19 protein-coding genes and 1 rRNA gene are annotated in these 22,990 nt (G+C 73.7%); 5 read left to right on the forward strand and 15 right to left on the reverse strand.

The window, feature by feature from the left end:
• The first annotated feature begins 68 nt into the window (after nt 1–68).
• Together ACFYU9_RS28155 and ACFYU9_RS28160 are read left to right on the forward strand one after the other, a co-directional pair.
• Nucleotides 69–1,871, forward strand: a complete 1,803-nt coding sequence (locus ACFYU9_RS28155; protein WP_389212408.1) for a glycoside hydrolase family 15 protein — start codon at nt 69–71, stop codon at nt 1,869–1,871.
• 85 nt (nt 1,872–1,956) lie between these two features.
• Nucleotides 1,957–3,351, forward strand: coding sequence for an FAD-binding oxidoreductase (locus ACFYU9_RS28160; RefSeq protein WP_389212406.1), 1,395 nt, complete (start codon nt 1,957–1,959; stop codon nt 3,349–3,351).
• An 11-nt stretch (nt 3,352–3,362) separates the two neighbouring features.
• Here ACFYU9_RS28160 and ACFYU9_RS28165 read toward each other — a convergent pair whose 3' ends face one another.
• Nucleotides 3,363–4,994, reverse strand: a complete 1,632-nt coding sequence (locus ACFYU9_RS28165) for a flavin monoamine oxidase family protein (protein ID WP_389346484.1) — start codon at nt 4,992–4,994, stop codon at nt 3,363–3,365.
• Nucleotides 4,995–5,019: 25 nt separating this feature from the next.
• Complete coding sequence (locus ACFYU9_RS28170; protein WP_389212402.1) at nt 5,020–6,567, reverse strand: APC family permease; 1,548 nt, start codon at nt 6,565–6,567, stop codon at nt 5,020–5,022.
• Between the two features lie 166 nt (nt 6,568–6,733).
• On the opposite strand from ACFYU9_RS28170, the gene ACFYU9_RS28175 reads away from it, so the two are divergent.
• On the forward strand, nt 6,734–8,383 hold the full coding sequence (locus ACFYU9_RS28175; RefSeq protein ID WP_389213096.1) for a PucR family transcriptional regulator: 1,650 nt from the start codon (nt 6,734–6,736) through the stop codon (nt 8,381–8,383).
• Nucleotides 8,384–8,506: 123 nt separating this feature from the next.
• On the opposite strand, the gene ACFYU9_RS28180 is transcribed toward ACFYU9_RS28175, so the two are convergent.
• The 6 genes from ACFYU9_RS28180 to ACFYU9_RS28205 all read right to left on the reverse strand — a co-directional run bounded on the left by ACFYU9_RS28180 (nt 8,507) and on the right by ACFYU9_RS28205 (nt 14,604).
• Nucleotides 8,507–9,574 carry a glycosyltransferase family 4 protein gene (locus ACFYU9_RS28180; RefSeq protein WP_389346486.1) on the reverse strand — a complete coding sequence of 356 codons (1,068 nt, stop codon included), beginning with the start codon at nt 9,572–9,574 and terminating at the stop codon, nt 8,507–8,509.
• 182 nt (nt 9,575–9,756) lie between these two features.
• Complete coding sequence (locus tag ACFYU9_RS28185; RefSeq protein ID WP_389346488.1) at nt 9,757–10,473, reverse strand: hypothetical protein; 717 nt, start codon at nt 10,471–10,473, stop codon at nt 9,757–9,759.
• On the reverse strand, nt 10,473–12,215 hold the full coding sequence (gene recN / locus ACFYU9_RS28190) for a DNA repair protein RecN (RefSeq protein ID WP_389213094.1): 1,743 nt from the start codon (nt 12,213–12,215) through the stop codon (nt 10,473–10,475). The genes ACFYU9_RS28185 and recN overlap by 1 nt, the downstream gene beginning before the upstream one ends.
• Nucleotides 12,216–12,450: 235 nt before the next feature.
• Nucleotides 12,451–13,383 (reverse strand): NAD kinase, encoded by a 933-nt coding sequence (locus tag ACFYU9_RS28195; protein WP_389346490.1) that lies wholly within the window; start codon nt 13,381–13,383, stop codon nt 12,451–12,453.
• Nucleotides 13,380–14,195, reverse strand: a complete 816-nt coding sequence (locus ACFYU9_RS28200; protein ID WP_389212395.1) for a TlyA family RNA methyltransferase — start codon at nt 14,193–14,195, stop codon at nt 13,380–13,382. The genes ACFYU9_RS28195 and ACFYU9_RS28200 overlap by 4 nt, the downstream gene beginning before the upstream one ends.
• Before the next feature lie 7 nt (nt 14,196–14,202).
• Nucleotides 14,203–14,604, reverse strand: coding sequence for a hypothetical protein (locus ACFYU9_RS28205; protein ID WP_389346492.1), 402 nt, complete (start codon nt 14,602–14,604; stop codon nt 14,203–14,205).
• A 44-nt stretch (nt 14,605–14,648) separates the two neighbouring features.
• On the opposite strand from ACFYU9_RS28205, the gene ACFYU9_RS28210 reads away from it, so the two are divergent.
• A complete protein-coding gene (locus ACFYU9_RS28210; protein WP_389212391.1) occupies nt 14,649–14,996 on the forward strand; it encodes an SCP2 sterol-binding domain-containing protein in 348 nt (115 codons plus the stop codon).
• Nucleotides 14,997–15,079: 83 nt separating this feature from the next.
• Here ACFYU9_RS28210 and ACFYU9_RS28215 read toward each other — a convergent pair whose 3' ends face one another.
• The 4 genes from ACFYU9_RS28215 to ACFYU9_RS28230 form a co-directional block, all read right to left on the reverse strand.
• Nucleotides 15,080–15,907 (reverse strand): ABC transporter ATP-binding protein, encoded by an 828-nt coding sequence (locus ACFYU9_RS28215; protein ID WP_389213092.1) that lies wholly within the window; start codon nt 15,905–15,907, stop codon nt 15,080–15,082.
• A gap of 119 nt (nt 15,908–16,026) precedes the next feature.
• Nucleotides 16,027–17,061 carry a FecCD family ABC transporter permease gene (locus ACFYU9_RS28220; RefSeq protein ID WP_389212389.1) on the reverse strand — a complete coding sequence of 345 codons (1,035 nt, stop codon included), beginning with the start codon at nt 17,059–17,061 and terminating at the stop codon, nt 16,027–16,029.
• Nucleotides 17,058–18,113, reverse strand: a complete 1,056-nt coding sequence (locus ACFYU9_RS28225; protein ID WP_389346494.1) for a FecCD family ABC transporter permease — start codon at nt 18,111–18,113, stop codon at nt 17,058–17,060. Before ACFYU9_RS28225 ends, ACFYU9_RS28220 begins: the two co-directional genes overlap by 4 nt.
• A 174-nt stretch (nt 18,114–18,287) precedes the next feature.
• Complete coding sequence (locus ACFYU9_RS28230) at nt 18,288–19,400, reverse strand: HAD hydrolase-like protein (protein ID WP_389346496.1); 1,113 nt, start codon at nt 19,398–19,400, stop codon at nt 18,288–18,290.
• Nucleotides 19,401–19,477: 77 nt separating this feature from the next.
• Here ACFYU9_RS28230 and ACFYU9_RS28235 point away from each other — a divergent pair, with 77 nt between their 5' ends.
• Entirely contained in the window at nt 19,478–20,764 is a 1,287-nt protein-coding gene (locus ACFYU9_RS28235; protein ID WP_389212384.1) for a DUF1015 family protein, read from the forward strand.
• Nucleotides 20,765–20,840: 76 nt separating this feature from the next.
• Here ACFYU9_RS28235 and ACFYU9_RS28240 read toward each other — a convergent pair whose 3' ends face one another.
• From ACFYU9_RS28240 to rrf, 3 genes are all read right to left on the reverse strand, one after another.
• On the reverse strand, nt 20,841–21,635 hold the full coding sequence (locus ACFYU9_RS28240; RefSeq protein WP_389346520.1) for a hypothetical protein: 795 nt from the start codon (nt 21,633–21,635) through the stop codon (nt 20,841–20,843).
• A gap of 5 nt (nt 21,636–21,640) precedes the next feature.
• A complete protein-coding gene (locus ACFYU9_RS28245) occupies nt 21,641–22,726 on the reverse strand; it encodes a hypothetical protein (protein ID WP_389346522.1) in 1,086 nt (361 codons plus the stop codon).
• A 172-nt stretch (nt 22,727–22,898) separates the two neighbouring features.
• Nucleotides 22,899–22,990 (reverse strand): 5S ribosomal RNA (rrf, locus tag ACFYU9_RS28250); the annotation flags it as partial.

Raw genomic sequence — 22,990 nt, forward strand, 5'->3', positions numbered from 1 at the left:
TTGACCGCTGACCAGTAAGTCGCCGCCCCTCGGGGCGGACGTGGCCGTTCTGTCTGGAGTGAAAGCACGTGGCCGGGCGCATCGAGGATTACGCACTCATCGGAGACATGCAGACCGCCGCCCTGGTCTGCCGGGACGGCAGTGTCGACTGGCTCTGCCTGCCCCGCTTCGATTCGCACGCCGTCTTCGCCGGACTCCTCGGCACCGAGGAGCACGGCTTCTGGCGGGTCGGCCCCGCGACCCCCGAGGGCACCCCCGCGCCGCCCGCCGACCGGCGCCGCTACCGGGGCGACTCGCTGATCCTGGAGTCCGAGTGGGACACCCCGCGCGGCACGGTCCGGGTGACCGACTTCATGCCGCCGCGCGACGGCGCCCCGCAGCTGATCCGGGTCGTCGAGGGCGTCACCGGCCGGGTGCCGATGCGCTCCAGCCTGCGCATGCGGTTCAGCTACGGCCGGGTGGTGCCCTGGGTGCACAAGGTCGGCGAGCGCACGGTGGCCGTCGCCGGGCCGGACTCGGTCTGGCTGGACTCGGACGCCGAGACCCACGGCCACGACCTCACCACGTACTCCGAGTTCACCGTCACCCCCGGCGACACGATCACCTTCACGCTCTCCTGGCAGCCCTCGCACAAGGAGCCGCCGGCGCTGCCGGACCCGGAGGGCTCGCTGGAGGCCACGGCCGACTTCTGGCGCGAGTGGGTCGCCCACTGCACGTACCACGGGCCCTACCGGGAGGCCGTGGTCCGCTCCCTGATCACCCTCAAGGCGCTCACCTACGCGCCGACCGGCGGCATCGTCGCCGCGCCCACCACCTCGCTGCCCGAGGAGATCGGCGGCGTCCGGAACTGGGACTACCGCTACACCTGGCTGCGCGACGCGGCGATCACCCTCTCCTCCCTGCTGCGCACCGGCTACCGCGAGGAGGCCCGCGCCTGGCGGGACTGGCTGCTGCGCGCGGTGGCCGGCGACCCGGAGAACCTGCAGATCATGTACGGCATCGCCGGCGAGCGCGAGCTCGGCGAGGCGGAGCTGGACTGGCTGCCCGGGTACGAGAACTCCGGCCCGGTCCGGGTCGGCAACGGGGCCGCGGGCCAGCTCCAGCTGGACGTGTACGGCGAGGTCGCCGAGGCCCTGCACCTGGCCCACATGACCGGCCTGTCCCGCAACGACTACGCCTCGCTGCTCCAGATCAAGCTGATCAACTACCTGGAGACCCACTGGAACCAGCCCGACGAGGGCATCTGGGAGGTGCGCGGTCCGCGCCGGCACTTCGTGCACTCCAAGGTGATGGCCTGGGTGGCGGTGGACCGCACGATCAAGCTGATCGAGTCCGGAGACGCCGACGGCCCGCTGGAGCGCTGGAAGGCCCTGCGCGACGAGATCCACCGGGACGTCTGCGAGAAGGGCTACGACAAGGAACGCAACACCTTCACCCAGTCCTACGGCTCCCAGGAGCTGGACGCCTCGCTGCTGCTGATCCCGCAGATGGGCTTCCTGCCGCCGGACGACAAGCGGGTCATCGGCACGATCGAGGCGATCCAGCGGGAGCTGGCCACGGAGGACGGCTTCGTGCTGCGCTATCCGACGGCCGGCGCGGAGGCGGGCGTGGACGGTCTGGAGGGCGACGAGGGCGCGTTCCTGGCCTGTTCGTTCTGGCTGGCCGACGACCTGGCGATGATCGGCCGGGTCGACGAGGCCCGCAAGCTCTTCGAGCGTCTCCTGGCGCTCCGCAACGACCTGGGGCTGCTCGCCGAGGAGTGGGACGCGCGGCTGCAGCGGCAGGTGGGCAACTTCCCGCAGGCGTTCAGCCACGTGCCGCTGATCGACACGGCGCTGCGGCTGACGGCCTCCGGCGCGTACGGGGGCTGAGCCCGCCGCGGCCCGGGGAGCGGGGGGCGGGACCCGGACCTACGCTGAAAGGTGTCCTGTCCCTCGTACGAAAGGGGGGCATCCCATGGCTCCCCGGACCATCACCGTTCCGGACAGCCTGCTCGCCGGTCTGCGCGAGGATCTGGCGGGCGAGGTGTTCACTCCCGACGATCCGGGGTACGACGAGGCCCGGGTCGTCTTCAACGCGATGATCGACCGGCGCCCCGCGGTCATCGCCCAGTGCGCGACCCCGGAGGACGTCTCCAACGCGGTGGTCTTCGGCCGGCAGGCGGAGCTGCCGATCGCGGTGCGCGGCGGCGGCCACAGTGTGGCCGGGTCGGCGCTGAACGACGGCGGACTCGTGGTGGACCTGCGCCGGATGCACGCGGTGGTCTGCGATCCGGAGCACATGACGGTACGTGCCGAGGGCGGGGCGACGATGAGTCACCTGGACCGGGCGTGCCAGCCGTTCCACGTGGCGGTGACCGGCGGCCGGGCGTCCACGACGGGCCTCGGCGGCTTCGTGCTGGGCGGCGGTTCGGGCTGGCTGGAGCGCAGGTTCGGGCTGGCCTGCGACAACCTGCTCGCCGTGGAGCTGGTCACGGCCGAGGGCAAGCACGTGCACGCGGACGCCGAGGAGAACGCGGAGCTGTTCTGGGCGCTGCACGGCGGCGGCGGGAACTTCGGCGTGGTGACCTCGATGACGCTGCGGGTGCATCCGCTGCCCGAGTTCGGCTTCGTGATGCTGCTGTTCCCGTCGGAGGCGGGGCCCGAGGTCATCCGGGGCTACCGGGACCTGCTCGAAGGCGCGCCGGACCAGGCGGGCGGCGGCGGGATCTACCTCAACGCGCCGCCGGAGGAGTTCATCCCCGCGGAGCTGCAGGGCACGCTGCTCAGCGGCGCCCTGGTGACCTGGGCCGGCCCGGTGGCCGAGGCACAGGAGTTCGCGGCACCGCTGTTCGCACTGAAGCCGTCGGTCGAGATGGTGATGGACATGCCGTACGCCGACTTCCAGTGCATGCTGGACGACCCGCCGGGGATGCGGAACTACTGGTCGGCGGAGTACCTGTCGGGGTTCCCGGACACGGCGGTGGACGTGTTCTGCGCCCGCTCGGCCGGGATGATCGTGCCCTCGGGCATGCAGCACGTGCTGTTCCCGCTGGGCGGCCAGGTCGCCCGCGGACCCTCCGGCTACCCGGTCCCGTACCGCTCGGCAGCCTGGGCCGTCCACCCCTTCGGGGTGTGGGAGGACCCGGCGGACGACGAACGGGCGATCCGCTGGGTGAAGGACGTGCGGGCCGACGCGCAGCCGTGGTCGATCGGCGCCGTCTACCTGAATTTCACGGGCGACGAGGGTCAGCAGCGGGTGGTGGCGGGCTTCGGCGCCGACAACTACCGGCGCCTGGCCCGGGTCAAGGCCGAGTTCGACCCCGACAACGTCTTCCGCTTCAACCACAACATCGCGCCGGCCGCGTCCTGAGCCGTCAGGCCCTAAGGCCGGCCGAGGGCGGCGATCACCTCCTTCGCGGCCCGCTCGCCCTCGGTCGCGCCGCCCTCCATGTAGCCCTGGAAGTCGTAGGAGCAGTGCTCGCCGCCGATGTGGACGTTGCCCTGGGCGGTGCCCTCGTAGCCGGCGTAACGGTGGAGGTAGCCCACCGGCCAGTACGAGTAGGCGCCGAGCGCGTACGGGTCGAGGTGCCACGCGGACAGCTGGGCGCGGCCGGTGAAGGCGACGGACGCGCCCGGGAAGAAGGCGTCGACGTCTTTCAGGTAACGCGCGGCGAGGTCGCGTACGTACGGGTCGGACTCGGTGTTGAACGGCCCCGCGGGGGCGAGGGCGCGGGCGAGGCTGCCGCCGCCGTACTGGAGGAGGATGCCGCCGGTGCCGCCCTGGACCTTGGTGGTGTCCCAGGTCTGCTGCACCCGGCCGTCGGTGAAGCAGTCCCCGGCGGAGACCCCGGGCCAGGGGCCGGTGCCGCGCCAGGGGCGGGTGGCGAACTGCATGTTGAGCTTGGTGCAGTAGCCCATCCGGGCGTCCCGGAGCAGGCTGGTCATCAGCGGGTCGAAGCCGGCCCGGGTGAGGTCGAGCCGCTGGAGGACCGGCAGCGGCACGCACAGGACGGTGTGGTCGGCGGTGACGGTCCGAGTGGCGCCTGCCTCGGTGAAGGTGAGCGTCTGGGTGCCGTCGGGGTTGGCCCGTACGGCGTCGAGCGCCCAGCCCCTGCGCAGGGTGCCGGGGTTCAGTGCCCCGGCGATGGCGTTCGGGAGGCGGTCGTTGCCGCCGACGATGTGGTACCGCTCGTTGGACAGGCCCCAGATGTTGAAGTTGCCGGGATTGGTCTGGTAGCCCATCAGCAGGACGAGGGCGAGCGCCGACTGGTCGGTGGTGTCGGCGCCGTACTCGACGTTGTAGGCGACGTCGAGGAAGCGGCCGAGCCGTGAGGTGTGCCCGCCGGGGACCCGGCTGTCGATCCAGTCGTACAGCGTCATGTTGTCGAGGGCGGTGCCGGTGGGCGTGGTCCGGTTCCACGTCACCTCGCCGGCGTCGAGCAGATCGCGGTGGAGCTGCTGGTAGACGGCGTTGAAGTCCTCGTCGGCCTGGGCGCGCGGGTAGTAGCCGCCGTCGAACCAGAGGACTTCCTCCGCGCCGTTGGGCCCGCCGCCGAGGAAGTCCTCGACGGCGAGGCCGAAGCGGCGGCAGAGCTCCAGCATCTTCTTGTGGCCGGTGTCGATGAGCTCGCCGCCGATCTCGGAGGTCTGCCCGTACGCCCAGTGCGCGCGCTGGGTGAACATCCGGCCGCCGACGCGGGCGGGGTCGGCTTCGTAGAGCACCGGGGAGAGGCCGGCGTCCTGGAGGGTCAGGGCCGCGGTGAGCCCGGCGATGCCGGCTCCGACGACGGCCACTCGGGCGGGGGTGACGGCGCGGGCGGTGGCCGGGGCGGCGACGGCGGTGCCCGCGGAGACGGCGAGACCCGCGGCGGCGGCGTACTTGAGGAGGGTGCGGCGCCCGAGGGCGTCCTTCCTCAGCTCCCGCAGTTCGTCGACGGGGAGGCGGAGCCGTCGGGCGTCGGCGTGCTCGGCGGCGAGGCGCTTCAGGAGGTGCATCGGGTTGGTGCGTGCCATGGGGCGCTCCTGGAGGGGTGGGGTGTCAGCTGTGTGCGACCTGTGTGGGGCTCGGCGTGCTGCTGTCGCCGGTGCGCTCGGCGGCGTCCTCCAGGACGATCCGGCCGATGATCTCGTAGCGCTCGGGACGCCGGAGCTTGAGGAAGACGCCGAGGCCGAGGCCGCCGACGAAGACGACGCCGACGGTCCACGGAATGGCCTTGAAGAACAGGGAGTCGGCGGCGAGTCCGGCCGCCGTCTCCATGTTCAGGACGAGGAGGACGACGACGGCGATCATGCCGATGCCGCCGAGGAGCGGTGCGGTGAAGGTCCTGAACCAGTGCCGGTCCTCGGGGTGGTTCTTGCGGAAATAGCCGATGACGGCGAAGGAGCAGAGGGTCTGCACGATGAGGATCGCCATCGTGCCGAGGATCGCGAGCAGCGTGTAGAGGTGGATGTACGGGTCCTGGCCGGTCAGCCAGAAGGCGCCGACGAGCACGACGGCGATCACGCTCTGCACGAAGGAGGCGATGTACGGCGAGCCGTGCCGCCGGTGGGTGCGGCCGAGCGCCGGGTGCAGGAAGCCCTCGCGGCCGATGGCGTAGAGATAGCGGGCCGCGCACTGGTGGAAGGCCATGCCGCAGGCGAAGGAGCCGGTGAGCAGCAGCCACTGGAAGGCGTCGACGGCCCAGCCGCCGATGAAGGACTTCGTGGGCGCGAAGAACAGGTCGAGCGGCGCGGCGGAGGCGGCCAGCTTGACCGAGCCGGCCAGGCCGTTGCCGGCGATCGTCATCCACGACACGTAGATGTAGAAGAGGCCGACGCCGACGACGGAGACGAGCGTGGCACGCGGGATGACCCGCTTGGGGTCGCGCGACTCCTCGCCGTACATCGCGGTCGACTCGAAGCCGACCCACGACCAGAAGGCGAAGAAGAGGCCGAGGCCGGCGGAGGCGCCGGTGAAGGCGTTCTTCGGGTTGACCGGCGAGACGGGGATGCCGTCGGGGCCGCCGCCGGCGATCAGGACGGCGGTGGCCACGGCGAAGAGGACGGCGATCTCGGCGACCAGCATCACGCCGAGCGCCTTCGCGGTGAGGTTGATGTCGAAGTACGACAGGACGGCGGTGACCGCGAGCATCACCGCCGCGTAGCCGATCCACGGCAGGTCCACGCCGAGCTGGGCGGCCACGGTCGTCTTGGCGAAGTAGGCGAAGACGCCGACGATCGAGGCCTCGAAGACGATGTACGCGAGGACGGCGAGCATGCCGGAGGCCATGCCGGCGATCCGGCCGAGGCCGTGCGAGATGTAGCCGTAGAAGGCGCCGGCGGCGGTGATCCGCTTGGCCATGGCGACGTAGCCGACGGAGAAGACGGTCAGCACGACGGTCGCGAAGAGATAGCCGGCGGGAGCGCCGGTGCCGTTGCCGAAGCCGACGGCGATGGGGAGGTTTCCGGTCATCGCGGTGATCGGCGCGGCGGTCGCGACCGCCATGAACACGACGCCGACGAGACCGACGGAGTTCGCCTTGAGCCGCTGGACCTGAGGAGCCTGCTGCCCCGTGGGGCGGGAGGCCGGGGTGGGGTTCTCTGCCATGGCGCGAGAGCATCCTCGCGAGTGACGTAGGACACAATCGACATGCGGTCGCACAAATCCCGCCAGGGGACGACGAGTTGTCGCCCGGGTGTACGAACTGTCCGCACCGCTGACGTCCAGGTGATGTCGCGGTGCCGGGGTCGGCGGGTAGCGTCCGCTCATGTCCATGGAAAGTCAGGGCGGGATCACCGTGCAGCGGGCGCTGGAGCTCCCGGGGCTGCGCGGCGGACTCCCCGAGGTCGTCGCGGGCGCCGACCGGCTGCAACGCACCGTGCGCTGGGTGCACGCCGGCGAGGTGCCGAACATCGCCTCACTGCTCAAGGGCGGCGAGCTGCTGCTCACCACCGGCATGGGGCTCGGCACCCGCCCGGCGGAGCAGCGCGCCTTCGTCCGGCGGCTCGCGGAGCGGGGCATCGCCGCGCTGGTGGTGGAGCTGGGCCCGCGGTTCGCGCGGCTGCCCGCGACGATCGTCGAGACGGCGCGGGCCGCGGGCCTGCCGCTCGTCCAGCTGCACCGCGAGGTGCCCTTCGTCGCCGTCACGGAGGAGATCCACACCGAGATCGTCAACGGCCACTACGCCCTGCTCCGGCAGGCCGAGGAGGTCCACCGCCAGTGCACCGAGGCGCTGCTCGGCGGCGGCGGGGTGCCGCAGGTGCTGCGGATCCTCGCGGACTTCGCGCTCAACCCGGTGTTCCTGGAGACGGCCGACGGCCAGCTCCTGTACGCGGCCGGCACCGAGTCCGAGCCGGCCGACCCGCTCCAGGTGTGGGACGGGCTGCGCGGGCAGCGGGCGGCGCGCGAGTCGGGGCCGCCGACGGGCGCGGTCCTCGTGGACGTGCCGGGCTGGGGGTCCCCCCGGCCGAAGGCTGGGGGAGGCCCGGGCAGCGCGTCGGTCCGGGCCCGCCTGGTCCTCCTGTCCGTCTCGGGCCCTCTCTCGCCGGTCCACCGCATGGCGACGGAGCGGGCGGCGGGGCTCCTGGCCGTCGTCCTGATGCAGGCCAGGCAGGAGGAGGAGCTGGCCGCGCGCGGCCGCGGCGACTTCCTCACCGACCTCGCCGAGGGCCGGATCGCGGCGGACGACGCGCCCGCGCAGGCCCGGGTCCTCGGCTTCAAGCCCGGCGACGGCCCGCTCCTTCCGGTGGTGATGCGGCTCGCCTCGGAGCTCTCCCCGTCGGGCAACTGGGCGCTGCTCGCGCGGGCGGTCCTGGAGGAGCTCTCGGCGGTCGGCGTCCCGGTGCTGCTGGGCGTCCGCCCGGTGGAGGGCCGGGTCCCCCTCCTGCTGGGCCTGCGCTCGGAGTCGGAGCGCACGGCGGTCGCGGACCGGGTCGCGGCGGCGCTGCGCGCCGGCGTGGAGCGGGCCGGCCTGGAGCGTGCCGGCGTCCACCCGCCGGTCGTGGTGGTCGGCGTCGCCGGCGGCTGGGCGGCGGCCTCGGCGGGCCTGCGCCACGCGGCGGAGACCGCGACGGCGGCCCAGGGCCTCAGCGATCTGCCCTGGTACGACGCCCGCCGCCTCGACACCGACCTGCTCCTGTGGCGCCTGCGCGACCACCCCGACCTCGCGGCCTTCGTCGACCGCGCCATCGGCCCGCTCCGCGACCACGACCGCACCTCCCGGCCCCCGCTCCTGCCCACCCTGGAGACCTACCTCGCCCACGCGGGCCGCAAGGCCGAAACCGCCCGCGAACTCCACCTCAACCGCCAGACGCTCTACAACCGCCTGGCGAGGATCTCGGAACTCCTGGGCACGGACCTGGACGACCCGCAGACGGTCCTGGCACTGAGCCTGGCACTGAGGGCGAGGCGGCACACGGGCTGAGCCGTGGAGGGGGCACACGGGCTGAGCCGTGGAGGGGGCGGCGCCAGGTGAGGGCGGGGTGGGTGAGGAATCCCTGCCCCGCCCACCGTCCCAGCTCCGGCGGAGCAGGCCAGGGCCCGCCCCTCACCGCCCCGTCAGCTCGTCGTACACGCTCAGCACGTGCGCCACCGTCTCGTCCTCCGTCGGCCACGTCCTCGCCTGCACCCGGCCCGCCGCCGCCAGGTCCATCCGCCGGTCCGCGTCGTCCAGCAGCCCGCGCACCGCCTCGGCCATGGCGTCCGCGTCCCCGTACGGCACCAGTTCCGCCGCGTCGCCGACCAGTTCGGGGACCCCGCCGACCGCCGTCGCGACGAGCGGCACGCCGAGCCGCAGGGCCTCCTGGGCCAGCAGGGAGCGGGCCTCCCAGCGCGACGGGAGCACCGCGACGTCCGCTGCGGCGAGCAGCTCCGCGACGTCCTCGCGGCGGCCGATGAGCTGGACACCGAGCTCCTCCGCCTCGATCCGCCGCTGGAGCGCGGCCCGTTCGGGGCCCTCGCCCGCGATGACGAGCAGCGGCTGCGGGTCGAGCCCGCGCCACACCCGCGCGGCGTCGAGCAGCATCCCGTACCCACGCCCCGGTTCCAGCGCGCCGACGGCCATCAGCAACGGCCGGTCGACGGCGCCGAGTTCGGCGCGGGCCTTGCCGTCGTGGAGGCAGACCGGGGCGTGGCAGGCGGGGACGGTCACGGGGGCGAGGCGGGCGTCGCGGGCGCCGCGCCGCCGGGCCCGGTCGACGAGTTCGGAGGAGGTGCCGAGGACGACGGACGCCGCCCGCGCGGCCCGTCGTTCGAGGAGCCGGACGAGCCGGGCGCGGGCGCCCGCGAGCCGGCTGCGGGTGTGCCAGGTGGTGACGAGCGGGGTGCGCGGCACGGGGAACGCGGACAGCGCGAGCGAGGCCCGCACGGAGGCGTCGAGGTTGTGCGCGTGGACGACGTCGGCGCCGATGCAGGCGTTGCGCAGCGCGCCGACGCTCGCCACGGGGACGAAGTGCGCGCCGGCGCCGGCGAAGTCGTAGACGTGGTCGAGTTCGGGAGGGGCGCACACGGTCACCCGCACGCCCCTCGCCACGAGCCCCGAGGCAAGTGATCTGACGTGGGCGCTGCTTCCCGCGCTGCCGCCGCCCAGCACTTGGACCGTACGGAGCTGTGTCACGCGCCCAAGGATGCCAGTCCGTACGCACGTTCCGGCACCGAAGTCGCGTCGATACCGTGTCGGTGAACCCAACTTACCGGCCGGGATCACCCACACGAGTGAAGATCACCGGGACCTTCCGAAAGCACGGATGGCCGACCGGATGACCGGGTGGCCGGGTCGGTCACAGACCAGTCACCGGGTCAGCGGATCTCGGCGTACGCGGCGGCCGCGACGAGCCCGGCCGCGTGGACCGCGAGCCCGAGCCGCCCGTTGGACGCGGCGATCGCCGTGCCGACGGCCGCGCCGAGCGCGTGGGCGCCGGTGTCGCCGAGCATGGTCCGCTCGGCCAGGTCGTCGCCGAGCACGGCCGCGACGGCGCCGACGGGGGCGGCGGCCAGCGGTGTGCGCAGCAGCCCGGGAGCCGAGAGTCCGAGCACGACGAGCCCGGCCCGCCCGGGCCGTACGTCCACCAGGTTGACGAGATGCGCGGTGCCGGCGACGACGACACCGGCGAGCACCTTGTCGAGGGGCCGTTCCTTGAGCAGCGCCCCGGCCACGAGCCCGGCGGCGCCGATCCCGAACAGCTTGACGGCCCCGCTGGTCACCTCGCCGGCCCGCAGCGCCGCCAGGTGGGCCCGGAATCCGCGCCGGTGGTCGCCGTACGCGTCGTCGTACGCCCCGCACGCCCCCGCGCCGAGCACCGCGAGCACCCCCGCCGCTCCCCCGGCCCCGGCGCCGGCCGCCGCGGTCCCGGCGGCGGCCCCGAGGGCGGTCGCGGGCCCGGCGTACAGGCCGACGGCCCGCCCGGCGTGGTTGGTCCGCTCCCAGCGCGGCTCACGGGAGCCGAGCCGCCGCAGTCCCTCGTACGCGGCCCGGCTCACCCCCGCCGCCACCGAGGCGGCGCCGAACCGCCCCATCAGGCGTCGGCCCGTGCGGCCGCGAGCAGTTCCTCGGCGTGCGCCCGCGCCGTCTCCGAGTCCTCCTGGCCGGCGAGCATCCGGGAGAGTTCGCGGACCCGGTCCTCACCCTCCAGGACGGTGACGCCCGAGCGGGTGACGGAGCCGTCGTTGGTCTTCTCGACGAGCAGCTGACGGTCGGCGAAGGCCGCCACCTGCGGCAGGTGGGTGACGACGACGACCTGCGCGGTCCTGGCGAGCTTGGCGAGCCGGCGGCCGATCTCGACCGCCGCCTTGCCGCCGACGCCCGCGTCGACCTCGTCGAAGAGGTACGTCGGCACCGGGTCCGTACCGGCGAAGACGACCTCGACGGCGAGCATCACGCGGGACAGCTCACCGCCCGACGCGCCCTTCGCGATCGGCCGCGGCGGCGCGCCCGGGTGCGGGGCGAGCAGCAGCTCGACCTCGTCGGCGCCGGACGGCGTGTACGCGACCCGGCGGCCGCCCACCTCGACGCCGTCCGGGTCCTCGGTCTGCCGGATCGCGAACGACACGCGCGCGTGGGGCATGGCGAGCGAGGCCAGCTCGGCGGTGACCGCCTCGGCGAAACGGTCGGCCGCCTCCGTACGGGCGTCGGTGAGCCGCTGCGCGAGCGCCGACAGCTCGTCGCGCAGCCGGTCGCGCTCGGCGGTCAGCTCGTCGACGCGCTCGTCGTCGCCGTCCAGCTCGACGAGCCGCGACGCGCTCTGCTCGGCCCAAGCGAGGACGGCCGTGATGTCCTCGCCGTACTTGCGGGTCAGCTGGGTGAGCGCGGCGCGGCGCTCCTCGACGGCGGAGAGCCGGATCGGGTCGGCGTCCAGGTTGTCGGCGTACCCGGCGAGTTCCCCGGCCACGTCCGACAGCAGGATGGAGATCTCCCCCATCCGCTCGGCGAGCGCCGCGAGCGCCGGATCGTGCGCCCGTACGGCCTCCAGGGCCCGGCCCGCGCCCGCGACGAGCGTCGTCGCGTCCACGGCCTCCGGGTCCTCCGGCTGCCCGGCGAGCGCGGCGTGGGCGAGCGCGGCGGCCGACGCCAGCGCCTCGGCGTGCCCGAGCCGCTCCGCCTCGGCGGCCAGCTCCACGTCCTCACCGGGCCGCGGCTCGACCGCCTCGATCTCGCCGAGCCCGAAGCGCAGCAGATCCGCCTCCTGCGCCCGCTCCCGGGCGCGCGTGGTGATCTCCTCCAGCTCGGCGGTGACGGCCCGCAGCCGCTTGTACGCCTCGCCGTACGCGGCCAGCGGCCCGGACACCGCCTCCCCCGCGTACCGGTCGAGCGCCCCGCGCTGCCGGGCCGGCTTCAGCAGGCCCTGCTGGTCCGTCTGGCCGTGCACGGCCACCAGCTCGTCGGCGAGCTCCGCGAGCACGCCGACGGGCACGGAACGCCCGCCCAGGTGCGCACGGGAGCGTCCTTCGGCGGACACGGTACGAGTGACGAGCAGCGCGCCCTCGTCGAGCTCCGCCCCCGCCTCCTCGGCCCGCGCCACGACCGGCGCGCCCGGCGGCAGCGTGATGCGCCCCTCGACGACTGCCGCCCCCGCCCCGATCCGCACGAGCGCCGGATCGGCGCGTCCCCCGAGCAGCAGCCCGAGGCTGGTCACGACCATGGTCTTGCCCGCACCGGTCTCGCCGGTCACCGCGGTGAACCCGGGCGACAGCTCGACGACCGCGTCGTCGATGACCCCGAGCGACCGTATCCGCATCTCCTCCAACACGGAGAAGACCATACGAGGTCGGGGCACCGATGTGCGACGGCCCCTGCCGCCCGAAGGCGAACCCGCAGGTCGGATGGGACCGATGTCACTCGCGGGGGTGGGGGCGGCGGGGCGGCGGGGGCGGGACCGCGCGGGCCGCCTTGGGCGGCGGGGGGCGGCGGGGGCGGCGAGGTCGAGGCAGGAGGAGCGGCCGGGACGGCCCGGCCCGGCCCGGCCCCGGGAATCTTCTCCCCGGCCGCCGCGGCGGCTAGTGCGGCGCGCCGCGCCACCCCGACACCGGCAGGGCGAACTTCGCGACCAGCCGGTCGGTGAAGGACGCGTGGTGGAGCCGGGCCAGGCGGACCGGAACGGCGCCGCGGCGGATCTCGACGCGGGCGCCGGCCGGGAGTTCGACCGTGCGGCGGCCGTCGCACCACAGGACGCCGTGCGGCGTGTGCGGCTCGACCTCGACGGCGAGGACCGAGTCGGGGGTGGTGACGAGCGGCTTGGCGAACAGCGCGTGCGCGCCGATCGGGACCATGAGGAGCGCCTCGACCTCGGGCCAGATCACCGGGCCGCCGGCGGAGAAGGCGTACGCGGTAGAGCCGGTCGGCGTCGCGCAGATGACGCCGTCGCAGCCGAAGCCGGTCACGGGCCGGCCGTCGATGGCGAGGACGACCTCCAGCATCCGCTCGGGGGACACCTTCTGCACGGCGGCCTCGTTGAGCGCCCAGTCGCGGTACAGCACGTCGCCGTTCTCGTAGACGGCGACGTCGAGCGTCATCCGCTCCTCGACCTCGTACGCCTTCGTGACGACGCGGTCGACGACCTTGTCGAGGTCGTCGCGCTCGGCCTCGGCGAGGAAGCCGACCCGGCCGAGGTTGACCCCGAGCATCGGCACGCCGGAGGCGCGGGAGAACTCGGCGCCGCGCAGCAGCGTGCCGTCGCCGCCGAGGACGACGAGGAGTTCACAGCCGTCGAGGGCGTTCCGGCAGTCGTCGGGGACCTGCTCGACGGCCGGCGGCAGCGGCAGGTCGGCGGCTTCCGCCTCCAGGACGCGGACGCCGATGCCGCTGCGCAGCAGGCCGAGGACGACGAGTTCGGCGCTGCGCACCGCGGCCGGCCGCCCGGTGTGCGCGAGCAGGAAGACAGTGCGGCTGCCCTCGGTGTTCTGGGTTGAGGTGCTCGGAGGTGTGCTCAACGAGGTCCTTCCGCCACGGCGCGGTCGACATCCGCCGGATCCAGCGCGGGCGCCCCGGCCCGCAGCCACAGAAAGTACTCGACGTTGCCGGACGGGCCGGGCAGCGGGCTCGCGGTGACGCCGACGACACCGAGGCCGAGTTCGCCGGCCCGCCGGGCCACGTCCTTGACGGCGTCGGCGCGCAGTTCGGCGCTGCGCACCACTCCGCCCGAGCCGAGCCGCTCCTTGCCGACCTCGAACTGCGGCTTGACCATCAGGACCAGGTCCGCGTCCGGCGCCGTGCAGGCGACGAGGGCGGGCAGCACGAGCCCGAGCGGGATGAAGGAGAGGTCGCCGACGACGAGGTCGACGGGGATGCCGTCGATGTCGTCGAGGGTCATCTCGCGCACGTTGGTGCGGTCCTTGACGGTGACCCGCTCGTCGCTCTGCAGCGACCAGGCCAGCTGCCCGTAGCCGACGTCGACGGCCACGACGTGGGCGGCGCCGGCGCGCAGCAGCACGTCGGTGAAGCCGCCGGTGGACGCGCCCGCGTCGAGGGCGCGCCGGCCCTCGACGACCAGCCCCTGCGGCACGAACGCGGCGAACGCGCCGGCCAGCTTGTGGCCGCCGCGCGACACGTAGTCGGGGTCGTTGTCGTCCTGCGCGACGACGATGGCCGCGGCGGTCTCGACCTGGGTGGCGGGCTTGGTGGCGACGGTCTTGCCGACGGTCACCCGGCCCGCGGCGATCAGCTGGCTGGCGTGCTCGCGCGACCGCGCCAGCTTGCGCCGTACCAGCTCGGCGTCGAGACGGCGGCGTGCCGGTCCTGCCACGTTCGGTTCAGCTCCTGTTGTCGTACGGACGGGGTGCGGGGGCGGGCGCGGCGTCGAGCGCGGTCAGCTCGGCGCGCAGCCCACGGTGTACATCCTCGTACACGTCGGGGTGTCCGTCCGACGTGAGGTCGTCCGCGGCGGCGAGCCGGTCGAGCAGCGCGTCGACGGCCGGGCGCCCGGTGGGCGTCCGTACGACCCCGAGCGGCGCGGGCCCGGCGGCCCGGTACGGGTCGGCCTGAGCCTCGTCGCCCTGAGCCTCGTCGCCCTGAGCCGGGTAGACCTGAGCCGGGTAGACCTGAGCCGGGTAGACCTGCGCCGGATCAGGGCACGCCCGATCCGCGGACGCCCGATCCGCGGACGCCTGCTCCGGTGGCTCCTCCGGCGGGCCTGCGGGTGTCGCATCGCTCATGCCCCGACGCTACCCCGAAGCGCGCTGCGGTAGCGTCGACCGCGATGGCGACGATCACGGAGTGCCGTGCGGCACTGAGCAGGCTTTCGGACAATCTGGCGGCGGCGGACGGCAAGGTGCGCGGCGCGGCCGCCTTCGACCGCACCCTGAGCTGCCACCTCACGGACCTCGACACGACGTTCACCGGCCGCCTGGCCGACGGCCGTATCGAGGTCGAGGACACGGTGGCCGGCCCGCCGCCCGCGAAGGCGCAGATCCGGCTGCGGATGACCGGCGACGACCTGGTGGCGATGGTCGACGGGCGGCTGAATTTCGCCAAGGCGTGGGCCTCGGGCCGGGTGGGCCTGGAGGCGGGCTTCCGCGATCTGCTGCGCCTGCGCTCGCTGCTGTGAACGCCTTGAGCGGCTTGAGCAACTTGAGCACCGTGAGCGCCTTGAGCCCTTGACCGCCGCGGTGAGCGACCAGGACGGGGAGCCTAGGACGGCTGCAGGGCGGCGGGCCGCCGCGCCTGCCGGGCGGCCGGCACCACCAGAGGCGTCCCGGTCTCCGGGTCCTCGATGACCTGGCAGCGCAGCCCGAAGACGTGCTCGACGAGTTCGGCGGTGACGATCTCGTTCGGCGGGCCCTCGGCGACGACCTCGCCGCCGCGGCAGGCGATGAGGTGGGTGGCGTACCGGGCCGCGTGGTTGAGGTCGTGCAGCACGGCGACGAGGGTGCGGCCCTGGGTCTCGTGGAGCTCGGCGCACAGGTCGAGGACGTCGATCTGGTGCTGGATGTCGAGGAAGGTGGTCGGCTCGTCGAGCAGCAGCAGTGGCGTCTGCTGGGCGAGGGCCATCGCGATCCAGACGCGCTGCCGCTGGCCGCCGGACAGCTCGTCGACGTACCGCTCGGCCAGTTCGGCGACGCCCGTCGCGGCCATCGACTCCCGGACGATCCGCTCGTCCTCGGGCGACCACTGGCGCAGGAGGCCCTGGTGCGGGTAGCGGCCGCGGGCGACGAGGTCGGCGACGGTGATGCCGTCGGGCGCGACGGAGGACTGCGGGAGCAGCCCGAGGGTCCGGGCGACCTTCTTCGCGGGCATCGAGTGGATCGCCTGCCCGTCGAGCAGCACCCGCCCTTGGGTGGGCTTGAGCATCCGGGACAGCGCGCGCAGCAGCGTGGACTTGCCGCAGGCGTTGGGGCCGACGATGACCGTGAAGGAGTTGTCGGGGATCGCGACGGACAGCTCCCGGGCGATGACCCGCTGGTCGTAGGCGAGCGTGACCGACTCGGCGCTCAGCCGCGGGGACTGCGACCCGTCCATACCCATGTTCCTGTTTCCTTCTCCGGTCTTGGTCGTGGTCGCGGTCGTGGTCGCGGTCGCGGTCACGGTCGCGGTCTTGGTCTCGGTGGTGGTCGTGGTCGCGGTGGTGTCCGGCCCGGTCATACCCGGCCCGCCTTCCGCTCGCTGACGAGCAGCCACAGCAGGTAGCACCCGCCGAGCACCCCCGTCACCACGCCCACCGGCAGCTGCCGCTCGCCGAACGCGTGCGTGGCGGCCCAGTCGGCCACGAGCAGCACCGCCGTGCCCATCAGCGCGGACGCGGCCAGGTTCGGCCCGGGCGAGCGGGTCAGCCGGCGGGCCAGCTGGGGCGCGCTGAGCGAGACGAAGACGATGGGGCCGGCCGCGGCGGTGGCGACGGCCACGAGCAGCACGGCCGCGCCCATGAGCACGATTCGGGTGCGCTCGACCTTGACGCCGAGCGCGTACGCGGCGTCGTCGCCCATCTCCAGCATCCGCAGCGCCCGCCCGTGTCCGAGGATCAGCGGCAGCAGCACGCAGCTGACGGCGAGCAGTGGCCAGAACTGGTCCCAGTCCCGCCCGTCCAGCGAGCCCGTGATCCACACCACCGCGCGGGTCGCGTCGACCAGCCGTCCCTTGGTGAGCAGGTACTGGACGACGGCGGTGAGCATCGCGGCGGCGCCGATGCCGACGAGCACGAGCCGGTAGCCGTGCACGCCGCGCTTCCAGGCGAGCAGATAGATCGCGACGGCCGTGACGAGTCCGCCGGCGATCGCGCCGCCGGCGGCGGCCAGGGCGCTGCCCTGGAAGAGGATGATGACGACGAGCGCGCCGACCGCGGAGCCCTGTCCGAAGCCGATGACGTCGGGACTGCCGAGCGGGTTGCGGGAGATCGCCTGGAAGACCGCGCCACCGATGCCGAGCGCGGCGCCCACGAGGACGCCGACGAGGACGCGCGGCAGTCGCAGGTCCATCACGGCGAACTCCTGCACGGGCGTGCCGTCGCCGAGCAGCGTGCGGACGACGTCGCCCGGGGCGAGCGGGTAGTCGCCGCTGCCGATGAGCACGACCGCCATGACGAGCGCGACGACGAGCAGGCCGAGCACGCTGACGAGGGCGCGCGGCTCGTAGCGTACGGAGAGACCGCCGCCGGTCCGGAGGGTCCTGGTCGTCACAGCTGGGCCATCCTCTTGCGGCGGACGAGGTGGATGAAGACGGGTCCGCCGACGAGCGCGGTCACGATGCCGACCTGGAGTTCGCCGGGCCGGGCGACGACCCGGCCGATGACGTCGGAGCCGAGCAGCAGCACGGGCGAGAGCACGGCCGCGTACGGAAGGATCCACCGCATGTCGGGTCCGGTGACCGACCGCACGATGTACGGGACCATCAGGCCGAGGAACACGATCGGCCCGCAGGCGGCGGTCGCCGCGCCGCACATCAGGGTGACGGCGGCCATGGCGGTGATCCGGGTCCGGTTGAGGTGCGTGCCGAGCGCGCGGGCGGTGTCGTCGCCCAGCTCCATGGCGTTCAGCGGCCGGGCGATGAGCAGCGCGAGGACGGCGCCGACGAGGATGAAGGGGGCGACCCGGGCGACGGTGTCGGCGTTCGCGGAGGCGAGCGAACCGACGGTCCAGAAGCGCAGCCGGTCCAAGGCCGCCGCGTTCAGCAGCTGTACGGCGTTGACGTAGCCGTACAGGGCGGCGGTCGCCGCGGTGCCGGCGAGCGCGAGGCGGACGGGTGTGGCGCCGCGGCTGCCGCCGAGGACGTACACGAGGACGGAGACGACGGCGGCGCCGGCGAACGCGAACCACACGTAGGCGTCGACGTCCGTGATCCCGAAGAAGGCGATCGCGGAGACGACGGCCGCGGTGGCACCGGCGTTGACGCCGAGCAGTCCGGGCTCGGCGAGCGGATTGCGGGTGAGGCCCTGCATGACGGCGCCGGAGAGGCCGAGGGCGAGCCCGACGAGCAGCCCGAGCAGGGTGCGGGGCACGCGCACGTCGTGGATGACGACGTCGTTGCGGATGCCGCTGTTGTGGAACAGGCCGTGCCACACGTCGGCGAGCGGCACCGGCTTGGTACCGATCATGATGCTCAGGACACAGACCAGCAGCAGGACCCCGACGGCCGCGACCAGACCCAGGGCCCGCAACGAGGTGCGGCGCGCCGGATTCCGGTCGGGGCCGGTCGACTCCGCGCTCGCACGGGAGGGACTCTCGACCAACACGAGGTTAGGTTAGCCTACCCTCGCAAGACCGACGCTTCCCGGTACGCGGTACGGGACCGGGGCGGAGCACAGGTACATACGGGTACGGGTACGGGGCGCGCCCCCGAAGGGTTCACGCCCCGCACCTCCCACGTCACCGGAGTCTCACGTGACCGGAGCCACCGGCGTCTCACGTCACCCGAGGCCCAGCCGCTCCAGCGCCTTCGTCGCGTCCAGGCCGCACGCCCCGGCCCCGGCCTCCGTCCAGGCGGCCGCGCACAGTGCCCGTACACCGTCCAGCGGATCGAGCCCCCGCTCCGTGGAGTCAGACCCCACGGAGTCCGGTCCCGCGGAGTCCGGTCCCACGGAGTCCAGGAGCAGCGCTCCCCCGCTCACCGAAGCCGTCCAGCCGCCGCACCAGAACGCCCCGTCCGCGCCGTCGGCCACCTCGGGCTGCGGCACCAGCAGCCCCCGCAGGTCCGCCGCCACATACGTCGGCCGGTGCTCCGGCACCGCCGCGAGCAGCGCCGCCACGTCCGTCACACCGGTCAGCACGAGCAGCGAGTCCACGCCCCCGTTGAACGCCCCCTCGATGTCCGTGTCCAGCCGGTCCCCGACCACCAGCGGCCGCTCGGCCCCGGTCCGCAGCACCGTCTCGCGGTGCATCGGCGGCAACGGCTTGCCCGCGACCCTCGGCTCGGCACCGGTGGCGATCCGGACAACCTCGATCGCCGCGCCGGTGCCCGGCCCGATCCCCCGCGCGGTGGGAACGGTCAGGTCGGTGTTCGACGCGTACCAGGGCAGCCCGCGCCCCACCGCGTAACTCGCCTCCGCGAACCGGCTCCACGGCGTCTCCGGGCCTCCGTAACCCTGCACCACCGCCACCGGGTCGTCGTCCGCCGAATCCACCGGCACCAGACCCCGTTCGAGCAGCGCCACCCGCAGCCCCTCGCCGCCGATCAGCAGGACCCGCGACCCCGGCGGCACCTCGTCGGCGACCAGCCGGGCCACCGCCTGCGCCGAGGTGATCACGTCCGCCGGCCCGGTCGGCAGCCCGAGCTCCGTCAGATGCGCCGCGACCGTGTCGGGCGTCCGCAGCGCGTTGTTGGTGACGTACGCCAGGTGCATCCCGCCCGCCCGGGCCGCCCCGAGGGCCTCGACGGCGTACGGGATCGCGTGCCCGCCCGCGTAGTAGACGACCCCGTCCAGGTCGAGCAGCGCCGTGTCGTACGCCTCGCTCAACGCGCGCGCACTGCCACCCGGCCGGTTCCTGCCCTGTCGAGCCTGGCCGAATCCCGTCATCGTCATGTACTCCTCACATCGCCGAGGTAAATCCCCGCTCCCCCGATCATCGCTCATGGCCACTGCCCACATACGATGACGAGATGAACACCTCAGGTCACGCGGCCGACGACGTCCGCGCCCCCGGTCTCCGCCTGAGCCCCTTCCGGGGCCTCAGGTACGTCCCCGAACGGGTCGGCAGCCTCGCCGCCGTGACCTCCCCGCCGTACGACGTCGTCGTCCGGCCCGACGGACTGCACCACCTGGAGTCGCTCGACCCGCACAACATCGTCCGGCTGATCCTCCCGCAGGCCATCACCGCCGGCACCCGCCACCGCAAGGCCGCCGTCACCCTCGACCGGTGGATCGCGGACGGCATCCTCGCCCCGGACCCCGACCCCGCGCTCTACGTGTACGAGCAGCGCGGCAAGGACTTCCTCCAGCGCGGCCTCATCGGCGCCCTCGAACTCTCCACCCCCGACGAGGGCATCGTCCTGCCCCACGAGGACGTCATGCCGCACGTCGTCGAGGACCGCGCCGCGCTCATGCGCACCACGGCCGCCAATCTGGACCCGCTGCTCCTCACCTACCGCGGTGACGGAGACGGCGCGGGCGCCGTCGTCGAGCGGGTCGCCGAGCGCGAGCCGCTGCTGTGCACCACCACCGAGGACGGCATCCGGCACCGCCTCTGGGCGGTCACCAACCCGGCCGACCTCACCGCCGTCGCCACCGAACTCCTCCGCCACCAGGCCCTCATCGCCGACGGCCACCACCGCTGGGCGACCTATCTCCGGCTGCGCGACGAGCACACCGTGCCCGGCCCCTGGAACCACGGCCTGGTCCTCCTCGTCGACACCGTCCGTTATCCGCTGCGGGTCCGCGCCATCCACCGGCTGCTCAGCCGGCTCCCGGTCGCCGACGCGCTCGCCGCCGTCGGCGACGCCTTCCGCGTCACCCGGATAGACGGCCCGCTCTCCGCCGCCCAGGAGGCCCTGGCCACCGCGAGCGCCGAGGGCAACGCCTTCGTCCTCGCCGGCGACGGCGCCTTCCACCTCCTCGACCGCCCCGACCCGGCGCTCCTGGCCCGCACGGTCCGCACCGACCGCCCCGAGCTGTGGCGCACCCTGGACGCCACCGTGCTGCACGCCACCCTCCTGGACCACGTCTGGCACATCCCGGACGACCCCGAGGACATCGCCTACATCCACGACGCGGCCGCGGCCGTCGCCCAGGCCGAGCGCCGCGGCGGCACGGCCGTCCTGATGCACCCGGTGAAGGAGGAGGTCGTACGGGACCTGGCCCGCCAGGGCGTCACGATGCCCCGCAAGTCGACCTCCTTCGGTCCGAAGCCGGCGACGGGCCTGGTGCTGCGGAGCCTGGCGCTGGACTGACCGACCCCCTGATACGCCGAAGGGCGGCACCCCTGCCGGGGTGCCGCCCTTCGTGTGTGCGCGTGTGCGCGGAACGTCAGCTCTTGTCGCCCTCGGAGCCCTCAGCGTCCTCGGAGTCCTCGGAGTCCTCGGAGTCCTCAGCGTCGTCGGCCAGGGCCTCGTTCCGGACGTCGTCCTCCGCGCCCTCCGACTCGTCGAAGGCGTCGACGAACTCGACACCGTCCAGCTCGGCGAGCCGGTCGGAGGCGTCCGTGGAGCCGTCCTTGTCGGCCTCCAGGGCCTTCGCGAACCACTCGCGCGCCTCCTGCTCGCGGCCGGCCGCGAGCAGCGCGTCGGCGTACGCGTACCGCAGGCGCGCCGTCCACGGGTGGTTGGCGCTGGACGCCAGCTCGGGGCTCTGCAGGGTCACGATGGCCGCGTCGAGCTGGTCCATGTCCCGGCGGGCGCCGGCGGCCACGAGCCGCATCTCGACCTGCCCGGCCCGGTCCAGCTTCTGCACCTCGGGCTCACCGGCCATGGCGAGGGCCCGCTCCGGACGGCCGAGGCCGCGCTCGCAGTCCGCCATGACGGGCCACAGCTCCACGCTGCCGGTCATCCGCCGCGCGGCACGGAACTCGGCCAGCGCCTCGGAGTACTTCTGCGTCGCGTACGCGGCGAAGCCGGCCGCCTCGCGGACGGCGGCGACGCGGGACGCGAGACGCAGCGCGACGCGCGAGTACTCGTACGCCTTCTCCGGCTCGTCGTCGATCAGCTGGGCGACCATGACGAGGTTGCGGGCGACGTCGTCGGCCAGCCCCTTCGGCAGGCTCATCAGCTCCTGCCGCACGTCCGGGTCGATCTCCTCACCGGTGACCTCCGGCGGGATCGGCAGGCGCTTCAGCGGCGCCCGGTCCCCGCGGTCATCGCGGCGGAACGAAGGCCGGTCGTCGCGACCGCCCCGGTAGCCACCCCGGTCGTCGCGACCGCGGTAGCCACCGCCACGGCTGTCGTCACGACGGTCGTCACGGCGCGGGTACGAGGGACGCTCGTCACGGCCGCGGTAGCCACCGCCACCGCGGTTGTCGCCGCCACGGCTGTCATCGCGGCGGTCGTCACGGCGCGGGTACGACGGACGGTCGTCGCGGCGGTCGTCACGGCGCTCGTCACGACGGTCGTCGCGGCGGAAGCCACCGCCACGGTTGTCGTCGCGACGGTCATCACGGCGGTCATCGCGCCGGTCGTCACGACGGGGGTACGAGGGACGCTCGTCGCGCCGGTCGTCGCGGCGGGGGAACGAAGGACGCTCGTCGCGGCGCGGGTACGAGGGACGGTCGTCGCGGCGGAAGCCGCCACCACGGTTGTCATCGCGGCGGTCGTCACGGCGCGGGTACGACGGACGGTCGTCACGACGGTCGTCACGACGCTCGTCGCGACGGAAGCCACCGCCACGGTTGTCATCACGACGGTCATCACGACGGTCGTCGCGGCGCGGGTACGAGGGACGGTCGTCGCGGCGGAAGCCGCCACCACGGTTGTCATCGCGGCGGTCGTCACGACGGGGGTACGACGGACGGTCGTCACGGCGCTCGTCACGACGGAAACCGCCACCGCGGTTGTCGTCACGACGGTCATCACGGCGATCGTCGCGACGGAACGAAGGCCGGTCGTCACGGCGGTCGTCACGGCGCGGGTACGAGGGACGCTCATCGCGGCCGCGGTAGCCACCGCCACCACGGTTGTCGCCGCCACGGTTGTCATCGCGGCGCGGGTACGACGGACGGTCGTCACGGCGGTCGTCACGGCGGTCGTCGCGGCGGAAACCACCGCCGCGGTTGTCGTCACGACGGTCATCACGGCGGTCATCGCGACGGGGGTACGAGGGACGCTCGTCGCGGCCGCGGTAGCCACCGCCGCCACGGTTGTCGTCACGGCGCGGCCCACGGAAGCCGCCCCGGTCGCCACCGTCCCGGCGGCGCGGCTCACGCTCCGGACGGTCGTCGGGAGAGTTGGTGGACATCGGCGTGACTCCTGTCTTCGGGTACTGCAGTCATTCTCGCGCAGCCGGCGGACCGACGCGCGTTTCAACAAATTCAAGGAAAAACAAAAGGACCCCTGGTCCCAGCGTGAACGCTGGGACCAGGGGTCCTGAAATATTGTTCGGCGGCGTCCTACTCTCCCACAGGGTCCCCCCTGCAGTACCATCGGCGCTGAAAGGCTTAGCTTCCGGGTTCGGAATGTAACCGGGCG

The sequence above is a fragment of the Streptomyces sp. NPDC004327 genome, assembly GCF_042873935.1.
GTDB lineage: Bacteria > Actinomycetota > Actinomycetes > Streptomycetales > Streptomycetaceae > Streptomyces.